Source organism: Vibrio sp. V03_P4A6T147 (assembly GCF_002241085.1).
GTDB lineage: Bacteria > Pseudomonadota > Gammaproteobacteria > Enterobacterales > Vibrionaceae > Vibrio > Vibrio anguillarum.
In genome coordinates, this window is the sequence record NZ_NDIO01000139.1 from 1 (window position 1) to 13,639 (window position 13,639).

Annotated in this window: 12 protein-coding genes; 6 read left to right on the forward strand and 6 right to left on the reverse strand. The window is 46.9% G+C overall.

What is annotated here, in order from left to right:
- Positions 1-478 precede the first annotated feature (478 nt).
- The 3 genes from B9J84_RS05210 to B9J84_RS05220 all read right to left on the reverse strand — a co-directional run bounded on the left by B9J84_RS05210 (position 479) and on the right by B9J84_RS05220 (position 3,513).
- Entirely contained in the window at positions 479-1,342 is an 864-nt protein-coding gene (locus B9J84_RS05210) for a DMT family transporter (RefSeq protein ID WP_017045125.1), read from the reverse strand.
- A 159-nt stretch (positions 1,343-1,501) separates the two neighbouring features.
- A complete protein-coding gene (locus tag B9J84_RS05215) occupies positions 1,502-2,110 on the reverse strand; it encodes a bifunctional 4-hydroxy-2-oxoglutarate aldolase/2-dehydro-3-deoxy-phosphogluconate aldolase (protein WP_017047051.1) in 609 nt (202 codons plus the stop codon).
- Positions 2,111-2,136: 26 nt separating this feature from the next.
- Complete coding sequence (locus B9J84_RS05220; protein ID WP_026027816.1) at positions 2,137-3,513, reverse strand: GntP family permease; 1,377 nt, start codon at positions 3,511-3,513, stop codon at positions 2,137-2,139.
- Positions 3,514-3,673: 160 nt separating this feature from the next.
- Here B9J84_RS05220 and B9J84_RS05225 point away from each other — a divergent pair, with 160 nt between their 5' ends.
- A complete protein-coding gene (locus B9J84_RS05225; protein ID WP_013856467.1) occupies positions 3,674-4,207 on the forward strand; it encodes a gluconokinase in 534 nt (177 codons plus the stop codon).
- Positions 4,204-6,015: a phosphogluconate dehydratase gene (gene edd, locus B9J84_RS05230; RefSeq protein ID WP_094123693.1), complete on the forward strand. Its 1,812-nt coding sequence runs from the start codon at positions 4,204-4,206 to the stop codon at positions 6,013-6,015. The genes B9J84_RS05225 and edd overlap by 4 nt, the downstream gene beginning before the upstream one ends.
- A 70-nt stretch (positions 6,016-6,085) precedes the next feature.
- Here edd and B9J84_RS05235 read toward each other — a convergent pair whose 3' ends face one another.
- Positions 6,086-7,093: a substrate-binding domain-containing protein gene (locus tag B9J84_RS05235; RefSeq protein WP_094123694.1), complete on the reverse strand. Its 1,008-nt coding sequence runs from the start codon at positions 7,091-7,093 to the stop codon at positions 6,086-6,088.
- Between the two features lie 321 nt (positions 7,094-7,414).
- Here B9J84_RS05235 and B9J84_RS05240 point away from each other — a divergent pair, with 321 nt between their 5' ends.
- The gene (locus B9J84_RS05240) at positions 7,415-7,903 is read left to right on the forward strand and encodes a hypothetical protein (protein ID WP_010319103.1); all 489 of its coding nucleotides are present in this window, start codon (positions 7,415-7,417) and stop codon (positions 7,901-7,903) included.
- Positions 7,904-7,972: 69 nt separating this feature from the next.
- Here the strand turns inward: B9J84_RS05240 and B9J84_RS05245 are convergent, their stop codons facing one another.
- Positions 7,973-8,539, reverse strand: a complete 567-nt coding sequence (locus B9J84_RS05245) for a phosphoribosyl-AMP cyclohydrolase (protein ID WP_017047053.1) — start codon at positions 8,537-8,539, stop codon at positions 7,973-7,975.
- Between the two features lie 176 nt (positions 8,540-8,715).
- On the opposite strand from B9J84_RS05245, the gene B9J84_RS05250 reads away from it, so the two are divergent.
- The 3 genes from B9J84_RS05250 (at position 8,716) to B9J84_RS05260 (ending at position 12,954) form a co-directional block, all read left to right on the forward strand.
- Positions 8,716-10,311 (forward strand): cell wall metabolism sensor histidine kinase WalK, encoded by a 1,596-nt coding sequence (locus B9J84_RS05250; protein WP_094123695.1) that lies wholly within the window; start codon positions 8,716-8,718, stop codon positions 10,309-10,311.
- Positions 10,308-11,009, forward strand: coding sequence for a response regulator transcription factor (locus B9J84_RS05255; protein WP_094123696.1), 702 nt, complete (start codon positions 10,308-10,310; stop codon positions 11,007-11,009). The genes B9J84_RS05250 and B9J84_RS05255 overlap by 4 nt, the downstream gene beginning before the upstream one ends.
- 286 nt (positions 11,010-11,295) lie before the next feature.
- Positions 11,296-12,954 (forward strand): putative transporter, encoded by a 1,659-nt coding sequence (locus B9J84_RS05260; RefSeq protein WP_026027818.1) that lies wholly within the window; start codon positions 11,296-11,298, stop codon positions 12,952-12,954.
- 107 nt (positions 12,955-13,061) lie between these two features.
- Here B9J84_RS05260 and B9J84_RS05265 read toward each other — a convergent pair.
- A partial coding sequence (locus tag B9J84_RS05265) for a LysE family translocator (RefSeq protein WP_094123697.1) occupies positions 13,062-13,639 on the reverse strand: 578 nt, incomplete at its 5' end.

Below are 13,639 nucleotides of genomic sequence, written 5' to 3' on the forward strand. Positions count from 1 at the left end.
GATGAGAACTAGCCACTACAAAAGTAAAATCAATGTACGAAATACGAGTGAGCTTAGCGAACATATGAAACGAGATATTGGTTTAGATTGATTGGCGGCTTTACTCGCTCAATGTCAATTCCCCAAAATAATTTATCAGCCCCAATAATCATATTCTCCACACTATCAATGCACACAATGCCAGCTCCCTCTCCTCCAAGGGGAGGGTTAGGGTGGGTGTTTGTTCAATAACTTCAATAAGTTTTATGGACACGGCAATCCCCTCTGCTAGCCTCCCCCTATCTAAAAGGTGGAGGAACTCGATGATCCTTTATCAACAACCCTGTTGGTAAGCTGCCAAAAAGCATATTTGTCAACCTTTAGACGATGCACAATAGCACCACATTGTGATAAAGAGGCATTCAATGACTACAGCCCAACCCACACCTTGGCTCTAGAAACTATGCAGCAAAACCGTTTTGAAAGATTTGCGATGATTTTAACGATGACGAAAATGGCCCATTCGATAGAAAAGAAGCGAACAGAGCAACAAGCCGCAGCCGAAAATCTTATTCGCTGGCATCGATTCATCATAAATCAGCACGCTCAGAACCAGTGTCCAGATTGGTTCAAGCAGCATTAATATCGCCGCATTGGTGGGGTTGGCGTGCTTTTGGCCTACGGTTTGCATCAAATACCGCAAACTGGTGGCGAGTAATACGCTCAGAGCAAGCCACTTCCATGTCATCAAACTTATTTGATCTGGCCATGACTCAAACAGTAAAGAGAGTAATACCCCAAGGCAGCCGCCAACAAACAGTTGTAATGTAGTGAGCAACATCGGCGGCAGATTAGCCGAAAAACGACTGTTAAAGTTAAAATGCAATGCCAAGCTAAAAGCAGCAGCCATAAACCACAGCTGGCTGGTCGCGACGACCCACTCCCCGTTCCACGACAGTAAAAAAAGCCCAATCAGTGCAATGGGTAGCGACAACCAAAATGCGCGCGCCGGTTTAGTGCCAAACAGCGGCCATGCTAACAACGGAACAAACAGCATAGAGAGGCTCATGATGAATGCGCCCTCGCCTAGCGTGTCGCTAATGGAAATCGCGTGGATCCAGCAAAAAATCGAGCCACCTAGCAACACGCCCACACTCATCGATTTTAAACAATCGTGCAGTGAGGCTTGGCGCAGCGCTTTAAGACAAAATGGCAGTAGGCACAGCGACGCTAAAAGAAAGCGCACACCAATAAAGCCAAAAGGTGGTAGGCCTTGAATGGCTTGTTTGGAAAACACCCAGCCCGCTGCAGCCAATAAGGTCGTGATAACTAAAATTAATTCTGCGCGTCGGTTTGCGTACATAGCTTAGCTTATCGTGAAATGAGTAGGAGAACGATTGTAACGAGATTTTTGATCGCGCGTTACTCTCGATTACTTTTATCGTTAATGGTCGGAGGTGCGCATAAAAGGAAAAGACGGCTTACCGAAGCAAGCCGTTGTTCTTAAAGAAAATAGAAAGGGTTATAGCGCTTTCACCAATTCCGCAATTCCCTGCCAATCACCTTTATCCATCAGATCTGTCGGTACCATCCACGTACCGCCACACGCCACTACGGATTTAATCGACAAATAATCTTGAACGTTACTTGGGCTAACACCACCTGTTGGCATGAAATTGACCGGATAAACGGCCGTCAATGCTTTGAGCATCGCCACGCCACCTGAAGGCTCGGCTGGGAAGAATTTCAATGTGCGCAAACCCATTTCCATCGCTTGCTCAACCAAACTTGGGTTGTTGACGCCCGGAACAATTGCCACATGACGCTGTTGGCAATATCTCACCGTGGTTGGGTTAAAACCGGGGCTGACTACAAAATCCACGCCCGCCTCAATGGCTTGATCTACTTGCGCCGTGGTCAGTACTGTCCCTGCGCCAATCAGCATCTCTGGGTAGGCGGCACGCATCAAACGAATCGATTCTGCAGCCGCTTCTGTTCTAAAGGTCACTTCCGCGCATGGCAACCCATTTTCAACCAACACTTTGGCCAAAGGGACCGCTTGGCTAGCATCATTAATCGCAATCACAGGGACGATTTTGATTTCTTTCAATCGTTGTTCAAGAGTTTTCATTTCATAACCTTATAGTAAAACGCTTTTTATAATAAGAAGCTTAGGACAGCGACAATCACAAACGCGATGCTACCAAGCAGTGTTTCCATCACAGTCCAAGTTTTGAGTGTGGTTTTCTCATCCATTTCCATCAAGCGAGAAACCAGCCAGAAGCCTGAGTCATTAAAGTGAGATAGTACCGTTGCACCACCAGCAATCGCAATCACGATAAAACATAAATCCAACTCACTCAAACCCGTGGTTTGTGCCACAATCGGCGCAATCAAAGCGGCGGTGGTGGTTAATGCCACGGTGGCAGAACCTTGCGCCACACGTAAGCAAGTTGCGATAACAAACGCCGCAACTATGATAGGCATGCCGGTATCGGATAACACGTCAGCCAATGCTTGGCCAATGCCACTGGCGCGTAACACACCACCAAACATGCCGCCCGCACCTGTCACAAGAATTACCGCACAGATAGGCGCTAACGAGTCACTGCACAGTTTTTCCAGCTTGTTCATTCCAAAATCTTTGGCAAACACCAGTAAACAAGTTAGCAGAGTCAGCAACAGGGCCACCGGGGTTTTACCCAACATGCGTAAGAATTCAACCAATGGCGCTTTACCGTCAATCACGCCTGCTACCGCAAGGGTATTAAGACCTGTATCCATAAAAATGAGCAGCACAGGCATCACTAAAATTGCTAATACCGTGGCAAATTTTGGCAATTTATTTTCATCAATAATTTGCTCGGTATTAAAAAACGCTTTGGAGAGTGGAATATCAAATTTTTTACCCGCATACAGGCCAAAGAGGTAAGCGCCAAAATACCAAGTAGGAATCGCGACCAAGATACCAACAATCAGCAACAGACCAAGATCAGCACCTAAAAGATCTGAAGCCGCAACTGGCCCAGGATGAGGCGGCACAAAGGCATGCATCACGGCAAAAGCACCAGCTGAAGGCAGCGCGTATTTCAATGGTGAGCCACCAAAGCGCTTCGCTACACTAAAGATGATCGGCATCATCACGATCAATCCCGCATCAAAGAAGATGGGAAAACCAAACAATAATGAAGCAATACCCAGTGCAAACGGCGCTTTTTCTTCACCAAAGCGGCCGATCAAGGTATCGGCCAGCACTTTAGCACCGCCCGTCACTTCTAAAATTTTGCCAATCATCGCACCTAAGCCGACCAGCAAAGCAACGGACGCTAGGGTTCCACCAAAACCAGACATCATGGTTGGGACCACTTTTTCCGCCGCAACGCCGGTGGCAATTGCAGTGCCGAGGCTGACTAAGGTTAATGAAGCGAAGGCGTGTATCTTCAACTTCATGATTAAAATCAGTAGTGCTGCAATCGCACATCCCGCGATTGCTAATAGGTAAGCAGGGTTACTGCTTTGAGTCATCAATTCCATGTTCTTCACCTTATATCACGTATTGTTTTGTTTGTGTTTCAGTTCACAAATCTCTAAGTTACGGGTAACATGTTACCGATAACATGGATAAGATAAAGTCATATTTCCAAGTGAATTTAAAAAATGAGATCCAGCTCAGAATACCACTCAAGGAGTCCGTATGACTGGTAGTAGCATTATTGTAATGGGCGTATGCGCCTGCGGAAAAAGTACTGTAGGCGCGAAACTGGCCCAGAAATTAGGGGCGAAATTCATCGACGGTGACGACCTTCATCCAAAAGCCAATATTCTCAAAATGGCAGGCGGAGAGCCGCTAAATGATGACGATCGCAAACCTTGGTTAGAGCGCATCCGTGACGCGGCTTTTAGCTTAGAAAGTAAAAATGAGCACGGCGTGATTGTTTGCTCTGCGTTGAAAAAAACCTACCGCGATCAAATCCGTGACGGTAACCAAAATGTGACCTTTCTCTTTCTCGATGGCAGTTTTGATTTAATCATGAAGCGCATGCAAGCGCGTAAAGGCCACTTTATGAAAGCGAACATGGTGGAAAGCCAGTTCAATACGTTAGAGCGCCCCGACAACGAAGTGAAAGTCGCTATCGTTGATATCGATACGGATATTGATGAGGTTGTAGAGCGCGCCCTAGTGGCATTGCGCGAGCTCACTTTAGATGGTCAAAAGGTGTCAGCATGAGTACAGCCTTAAACCCAACCATCACAGCCGTCACCGAACGAATTATTCAGCGTAGCCGTACTTTGCGTGATGAGTTTCTCAACCGCGCCAAGGCACAACAGCACAGTGGCAAGGGTAAAGCATCACTTTCTTGTGGTAATTTGGCTCACGCCGTCGCCGCCTCTTGCTCTCAAGAAAAAGCGCACATTCTCGATTTAACGCGTTCTAACTTAGCCATTATCACAGCATACAACGACATGCTTAGCGCGCACCAAGTGTATAAAGATTACCCTGAGCAAATCAAAAAAGTGCTCGCCCCATTTGGCCACACGGCTCAAGTTGCTGGCGGCGTTCCTGCGATGTGTGATGGCGTAACGCAAGGCCAAGCGGGCATGGATATGTCGTTGTTCTCACGCGATTTGATTGCACAAGCCACGGCATTTTCACTCAGCCACAATATGTTTGATGGCACATTACTGCTCGGTATTTGCGATAAAATTGCGCCCGGACAACTGATGGGCGCGCTGGCGTTTGCGCACCTACCAACGGCTTTTATTCCCGCAGGGCCAATGTCTACTGGCATTACTAATGATGAGAAAATCGATGTTCGCCAAAAACACGCGGCAGGTTTGGTTGATGATAGCGCGCTGCTGAATATGGAGTGCGCTTCGTATCACTCCCCGGGCACTTGCACTTTCTACGGCACTGCCAATACCAACCAATTAGTATTTGAGGCGATGGGTTTAATGCTGGCAGGGTCAGCGTTTGTCGCTCCCTTTTCCCCATTGCGCCTTGCATTGACGCAACATGCCGCAATCCGCCTTGCCGCCATGAGCGATGGCACGGCGCATTTCCGTCCACTTTATGAAGTGGTGACCGAAAAAAGCGTAGTCAACGGCCTAGTGGCTTTGCTCGCCTCTGGTGGCAGTTCAAACCATACCATTCATTTACTGGCTGTTGCTCGCGCTGCGGGTATTGTGCTGACTTGGCAAGATATCAGTGATCTGTCTGACGTCGTTCCTCTTGTGGTGAATGTTTACCCCAATGGTTCGGCGGATATCAATGAATTTGAGCTCGCAGGCGGCGTACCCATGTTGATGACGCGTCTGCATCAAGCGCAGTTACTTCACAGCGACGTAAAACCCGTGTTTGGTGAATTTGCAGATCAGCTAAAATCACCGCAATTAGTGGGCCATACGTTAGAATGGCAAGCCTGTACTCAAACTAAAAACCCCACGGTAATCGCCCTGCCTGATAAGGTATTTCAACGCTCTGGTGGTATTAAAGTGTTATCGGGTAACCTTGGGCAAGCGGTGATCAAAGTCTCTGCCGTGGCTGAGCAACATCGCATTGTTGAAGCGCCCGCCAAAGTGTTCGCTTGCCAACATCAGGTTGAGCAGGCGTATCAACGCGGCGAGCTCAATCAAGATTGCGTGGTTGTAGTTCGCTTCAATGGGCCAGCAGCCAATGGCATGCCTGAGCTGCATAAGTTAATGCCGATTTTGGGCAACTTACAAAAAGCGGGCTATCAGGTTGCGTTAGTGACCGATGGTCGTTTGTCCGGCGCTTCTGGTAAAATTCCTGCGGCTATTCACGTCTCACCGGAAGCATTAAGAGGCGGCGCAATTGCGCTTATTGAAGAGGGAGATAGGATCCGCGTCGATGCGGTGACAGGCCGATTAGAGAACTTAACGCCAACCGAAGGCCGCGATATCGCCACTTGTGATACTGAGCTCACACAGCAAACTTGGGGGCGCGATCTGTTTAAAGTGTGCCGAGATAATGTCTCTGCCGCCAATCAAGGGGCTTCGTTCCTCTACCCTAATTGATACAACATGAGTTTGATGTAGCCATTGAAGTGACAAACCCAACCACTTCAATGGCTGAATAACAAGCTGACTACAGGCTCTCGCCATCGGTGACACTAAAGCCTAAGTCGAACACTTTCTGCTCAATCACTTCATCAGCCAGTGCGGACAATAATAGCTCAGCACTTTTCTTGCCAATCTCAAACCGAGGCGTTTCTACACTGGTTAGCTTTGGCGAAATCGCTTGACCTATATCGAGCGCGTTATACCCCACGATTGCAATATCTTGAGGAATCTTCAGCCCTCGATGTGCACACTTCATCATGGCACCAATTGCAATGTCATCATTAGTACAGAAGATGCCATTGATCTCTGGCCTCTCTTCTAGGGCTTGTTCGAGTAAATCACCGCCGAGAGTAAAACTTGAATGCTCTTGAGTTAGGATATGAACTGCGGTTAAGCCTGCACCTTGCATTGCACGATCATAGCCATTCATCCGCAACTGCGTTCGAGTATCAAGACGCGCACCGAGATAGGCAATATGCTGTTTGCCACTGTCGATCATCTGCGTCACCACATGATACGAGGCCTGTTCGTGATCTAACCCCACCGCCATATTGATCGGCTTGTCTGGCAGCTCCATCGTTTCAACCACTGGCACACCCGCCGCTTTTAGCATTTGGATGGTACGTTCGGAGTGGTGCGTTTCGGTCAAAATAAGACCATCGACTTGATACGACAGCAACGAGGCAATTTTCTCCTCCTCTTCTTGCACGTTATAACCAAAGTGGGCAATAAGTGTATCGTAACCTCTTGCTTTGGTTACCGACTCAATCCCTTGAACTAAATTGGCAAACACTTGGTTTGACAAGGAAGGCAGAAGAATACCAATCGCCTTACTTGACGATTTCGACAACATCGCCGGGGCGCGATTTTGTATATAACCTAATTCTTCAATCACTGCGGCAATTTTTTCTTGGGTTGCCAATGCGACCGAGTTGGGGTCGCGTAGAAAACGGGAAACGGTCATTTTCGTCACCCCCACGCGGTCTGCGATATCTTGCAGGGTAGGCCTAGTTTTACGTTGCATACTGCTCATTTTTATTCTGTTTTCCAACTGAATGTTACCGTAACATTAAACCTCATGACGACTGTGCATTTCAATCTTTATATCACCTCGTTAAGCTCATACACACAGAGGCAATGGCGTAATTTGTGTGACCAACTCGCACAATTATCAACAAACTCATTAATAATCCCTAAAATGGACTTGCTTTCTTGCCTCCTCACCCCAAAAAGAGAGTAATGTGAGGCAGAAGCTCTCCTTTTCATGGATCTTTGATTCATCGCAAGGCGCTTTTCCCCCTGCCAGATTAATTAATAGCTTCTGATTTTGAAGCTGCATTCTAAGGAAATAATAATGTCTGATACACCCACTACCGTTGAATATACCGTTGAAACCCTAAAGCCTGTTGTTGAATCTTCCGGTTCTATTTGGGGTTATGTGGCGGGCGGTGTCGTGCTTGCAGTCGTTCTTGGTTACTTTGCTTTTAAAAAGCTCAACAAACCAGCCTTTGTCATTAAGCAAATGCGTAAACGTAACCGCAAAGAGATGAAAAAACATGGTGTGGAAAGTGCCGAAGCGATGGTCGATCTCGATCTTCTACTCGATGCAGTACAAGAGTACGCCACCCAACAAGCAATGAGTGGCACAACCATGGTGCAACTGTTAGCGCCATTAAATGACGCCAATAAAATGAAATCCGCAGGAGATTTCTATCATTCAATGGCCTACATTGCCAAAAGCATCAATAACCCGACGCTGGCTAAAACATTACAGAACAAATCAAAACAGGTTCGTTCAAGCTCGCCACTGATGGCTGGCCTGCTCAAACGTGCTGGCGTTTAACTGGCACAACAGAAAGGTCTGCGATGTGGGTGTATTACCATCACCCACATCTAAAAGCTTTCCCCTCAATTAAGGTTGAAAAGGCAGTGATGAATGGTGCAGAACAATTCGCAGTTGGCCCTGTTCATCTTTCTTAAATGCCCAGCTTTTATCCACCACGGTTTGCTTTCCTTTATTGTCGATGAGCTTAACGTGCCCCATGGTTAAGGCCACATCACCGTTGATGTAGACTGCTGCGTTATCAAAGCTATACTCCTTCCAACCTTTTAGTGCAAAGCCAGAATCTTGTGGGTATTGCTTATCACTGCCGACAAAATACGATAGTGCTCCGTCCGCTTCTGTACGAAAGGTTTGCTCCCCACTGGCAAGCGTAGGTTTGAAAAGCACCGCACCTTGTTGATAGCCATACGCTTGGTCCAATACTTGCTTTGCCAACTTCTTCGCTTCGGCATGACCTTTTTGCTCATAAGTCTGGCTAATCTTGATTAACGCTTCTCCCCAAGCTTGCTGGGCATTAAGCACCTCTTGATGACTAATGTTGTTATTAACCAATAAGTCAGAAGCCTGAGCGGATAGCGGTAACAACCCGCAGAGTAATAATGCTGAAATAGAAATTCTTTTATGTGTACGTTGCATAATGAAGGCCTTATCTAATTATCTAGTTGATGGGAGTAATGTGGTTGATGGGAGTAATTTACGGCTTCTCGATGAACCTAAACCATGCGCTTAGATTAACTTCAGATGAATATTCTTTACCCAATACCAACGGATCGCTTACTCTGCTCACCTATTGAATTTATGCGGCGATCATTATGTTTCGTTATCAATTATCTCTCGTACTGGCTCTGTTGCTCACCCTAATCTTAGCCCAAGCTGGCACCGCTTTATGGTCAAATAACGTCGCTAATGAGCACATTCAGCGCGGACAGATCTCCAATCAAATCTTGCAAAGCTTTATGCAGTTGAGCACGGAAAAACAGCAGCTAAAAATTTGGCTTGCCGAGTATTTATTGACCAAAGATGGCAGCACGCTCAAACGAGACATACGTTTTTCAAAGATTGAAGATTTGCTCAGCGAGCTCTATTTGCTAACCGAGCAAGCACAACAACACGGTATCACCAACCAAGACTTTGCCGAGATCACTCAGCAAATCAAAGTCATTTCTCTCTTTGAAACTAACTTTGGACGATTAAAAACAGCGCTTCGATCCTGGGAAATCGCAAAAATCACAGACAATAATGATCGCTGGCTTTTACTCGGTGACACCTTTGATAAAGTGGATAATACCGACCTACGCCAGCTGCTGAATCAAGCTATTTCTCTACAGAAACAACGTACTGCACGCTATGAAGCCGCAGCGATGAAATCATTATCTGATGTAGAAAATGTCATTGTAACCTTATCATTACTAGGGGTAGTCTTTGGCTTGCTACTCGGAGGCTGGTTACTGCGCACCTTATCCAAACCGTTAGCGGAACTGCTAAAAAGCACTTCAGCTTTAGAACAAGGCCATCTTAACCATCGAGTATCGGTCAGCGGGCCAAGTGAGCTCAGAACCCTAGCGCAGCATTTTAATTACATGGCACAAAGCCTTGAAAATGCGCAGCAAAAAGAGATCGCTTCGCGTCAACTCATTGAGCGAGAAGTTACTGCACGCACCCAAGAACTCGCCAATGCACTCGAAACATTGGAGCAAGCTAAACGCCAACAGAAAGAGTTTTTTGCGAACGTCAGCCATGAATTGCGTACTCCCGCAACGGCCATTTTAGGAGAAGCGCAAATTACCCTTCGCAGTCGTCAAAATAGTGATGAAGAGTATCGACAAACGCTACAGCGTATCAATGAATCGGCAACCCACCTTTCCTACCGGATCGACGATTTATTGCTGCTTATCCGTCAAGATGAAAAGCTGTTCCAACCGACTCTTATCCCCATCACCTTAGAGAACCTATGGCAATCGGTGACGAGACAAGCCACCCTTTTAACTCACGCGCATCAAGTGCAACTTGAATGTCTTCATCCACAACAGGCAAACTGGCAAGCTCGGATCTTTCATACTGATTTAGATAAGCTACTGATGACCGTGCGAATTATCGTCGATAATGCATTGCGCTATGATCCACATCACCAGCCTATTACGCTCACTCTGCTAGTTGAGCCCAAGCAATTTCATCTTCAATTACAAGATCACGGTATTGGCATTGACCAAGAGGACCTCGCACAGATTTTCCAACGCTATTTTCGGTCCGAAAACGGCAAACGCTATCGCCCTGATGGCTTAGGGATTGGTTTAACGCTGGCTTATAACATTGTGCAGCAGCAACACGGAGCCATCGCATTCCAAAGCCAACTGGCTCAAGGCACAACCGTTACACTTACCTTTGAACTGGAAGAGGAAGAATCATGAGAATTCTTTTAATTGAAGATGATGCCCGAATTGCCAACTTTATTGAGCGAGGGCTCAAAGCAGAAGGTCACCACATTCAGCGACTAAATGATGGGCAATACGCACTTGAAATACTCATAAGCGGCGAGCCCGATATTTTAATTTTAGATCGAATGCTTCCGCACACCGATGGATTAACTCTTTGTCAGCAAATACGTGAAGCCGGTATTGATGTGCGCATTTTGATGCTTTCTGCACTGGGCGAAGTTGAAGAACGGGTTCGGGGCCTACGCATTGGTGCGGATGATTATCTGGCAAAACCTTTTCATTTTGAAGAGTTACTGGCTCGCCTAGATGCGCTGCAACGTCGACATTCTGACTCTGCGCCAATGCCCACTCTACACATTGCAGACTTAACGCTCTGCTTATCAACCATGACCGTAACACGGGCAGGGCAAGCCATTGAGTTAACCGCCAAAGAACTCTCCATATTAGAGCTATTGATGCATAAACCTGGTCATATTTTTAGCCGAGAACGGATTCTTGCTAATGTTTGGGGTCTCCATCAAGATCCCCTAACCAACGTAGTCGATGTGTATATGCGTCGTCTACGCAAAAAAATTGATGACCCTTTCTCATCAGCACTGATTAAAACTAAACGCGGTATGGGCTATTTTCTCGATAAAAATAGTGGTGAGCAACGCACAGGAAATGGATAAATTTAACTCTTATCTAACAATTAGTTATCTGAGAAATTTAATATTCGTTCCGGTGCACAAATTTGCATACCTATAGTTAACATTTGTAGTTCATTACAGTATTACTGGTCATAAGTTCAGGGCAACCACAAAACGACATCGAGAGTTCATTTCACTAGGTGACTTCTCAATGCCGTATTTGAACCCTCCAGCTGTAGACATAACCACTAACCGAGTTCTTACGCCTACCCCTGCCGTTCATTAAGCTTGCCCACCAGCCGTTTTTTAATTGTTCAGGAGACTCATCATGAGTGACATTGCACTTTCTATCAGCATTCTCTCGCTGGTAGCTGTGCTGGGTTTGTGGATAGGGAATTGGCGCGTCTACGGTGTTGGTTTAGGGATCGGCGGGGTGCTGTTTGGCGGCATACTCGTTGGTCACTTTACTGGCATGTGGGGTGTAGTTCTTGACTACAATACGTTGCATTTTATTCAAGAGTTCGGCCTTATCCTATTTGTGTACACCATTGGTATACAAGTCGGACCTGGTTTTTTCTCTTCACTTCGAAGCTCAGGACTAAAACTCAACGCCTTTGCCGCACTGATTGTGTTGCTGGGCTGTGTGGTGACGGTCGCGCTTTACTATCTGTTTGATGTGCCTTTACCCGTTATTCTTGGTGTATTCTCCGGTGCAGTCACCAATACGCCATCATTAGGCGCGGGGCAACAAATCCTGACTGAGTTAGGTGGCCAAGAGAACATGCTTGACCTGACGGGTATGGGTTATGCGATTGCTTACCCCTTTGGCATATGCGGTATTTTGCTTACCATGTGGCTGCTCAGAATTGCCTTTCGTGTCAGTGTTGACGCCGAAGCCGAAGAGTTTGAGATCCACAACGGCCACAAAAAAGAGAGCTTGCACACCATTAACGTTGCGATTAAAAACCCCAACTTAAATGGCCTGCTCTTAAAAGACATTCCCGCGCTCAGTGATGGCGATATTGTGTGCTCGCGCCTTAAACGTGGTGAACACCTTTCCGTGCCCAAACCCGATTCACGAGTTGAAGTGAATGATTTGCTTCATCTGGTCGGCGATAAAAAAGCGTTAGAAAAAGCACGCTTGGTGATTGGCGAAGAGGTCGATGCATCACTTTCAACACGCGGCACGGAGCTGCGAGTACAGCGCTTAGTCGTCACCAACGAGATTGTGCTTGGTAAAAAGCTGCGCGATCTGGATTTAAAAGAGAAATACGACGTCGTCGTTTCGCGTTTAAACCGTGCCGGGGTTGAGCTTATCCCAACCAGCCAATCTACCTTGCAGTTTGGCGACATTCTCAATTTAGTCGGGCGTCAAGAAGCGATTGAAGCGGTCAGTGGCATGGTCGGCAACGCGCACCAAAAATTACAGCATGTGCAGATGCTACCAGTCTTCGTTGGGATTGGACTTGGGGTATTACTCGGATCTATTCCGTTTTATCTACCGGGATTCCCCGCCGCCATTAAGCTCGGCTTAGCTGGAGGACCGCTGATTGTCGCACTTGTTTTGGCGCGTATCGGCAGCATTGGCAAAATGTATTGGTTTATGCCACCCAGCGCGAACCTTGCTCTACGAGAAATTGGTATTGTGCTGTTTTTAGCCGTGGTCGGGTTAAAATCTGGGGGCAATTTTGTTGAAACCTTAGTGCAAGGCGATGGCGTCAGTTGGATGGGCTACGGCATGTTGATCACGGGTATTCCATTGATCACCGTCGGAATACTGGCTCGTGTTTTAGGCCATATTAACTATCTCACCATCTGTGGCATGCTGGCAGGCTCGATGACCGATCCACCCGCTCTTGCTTTTGCAAATGCGCTGCACGAAAGCAGCGGCGCTTCTGCGTTAGCATACGCCACTGTCTATCCGCTAGTAATGTGCCTACGCATACTCTCACCGCAAATATTGGCGTTAATTTTATGGGCAATATAGCGAACGGTTAATATCAGGCAAACTAGATAAACAAAGTGGGTCGCTCAGTACCCACTTTCTTTTGCTGCGTTGATAATGCTCCCACACAGCAATGTCTCACCAAATCTCTACAACATAGGAACAACGGACAGTAGCAGCAACGCGCCCATCGCGCCGTTAAACCAGCGGACATAACTTGGGTGATTCATCCAGTGGCTCAACTGTTTACCCGCCGCAGTCCAAACACTGACCGACGGAATGTTCACCAAAGCAAACACCAATGAAATCAGCATTAACTGCGCCCAACTCGCACTTTGGTTAAATACACTCACCGCAGTCAGCGCCATCGACCAACCTTTGGGGTTGACCCATTGAAACAGTACAGCCGAAACAAATGACATCGGTTGATACTGCTTCTCTCCCTGCGAAGGATTACTCAGCGCAATTTTTATCGCCAAATAGACCAAATAAATGGTGCAGGCAATTTGCAAGCCTTGTTGCAACATAGGATAACGATGGAATAAACCCGTTAACCCAACACCAACCAATAGCACCATAATGCTAAAACCAAACGTTACACCAAGCATGTGCGGTATAGTGCGCATAAAGCCCACATTCGCACCGGATGTCATCAGCATGATGTTGTTTGGACCCGGTGAAAAGGTCGAAACAAAAGCAAAAGCCACCAGTGGCCACCATTGTGTGT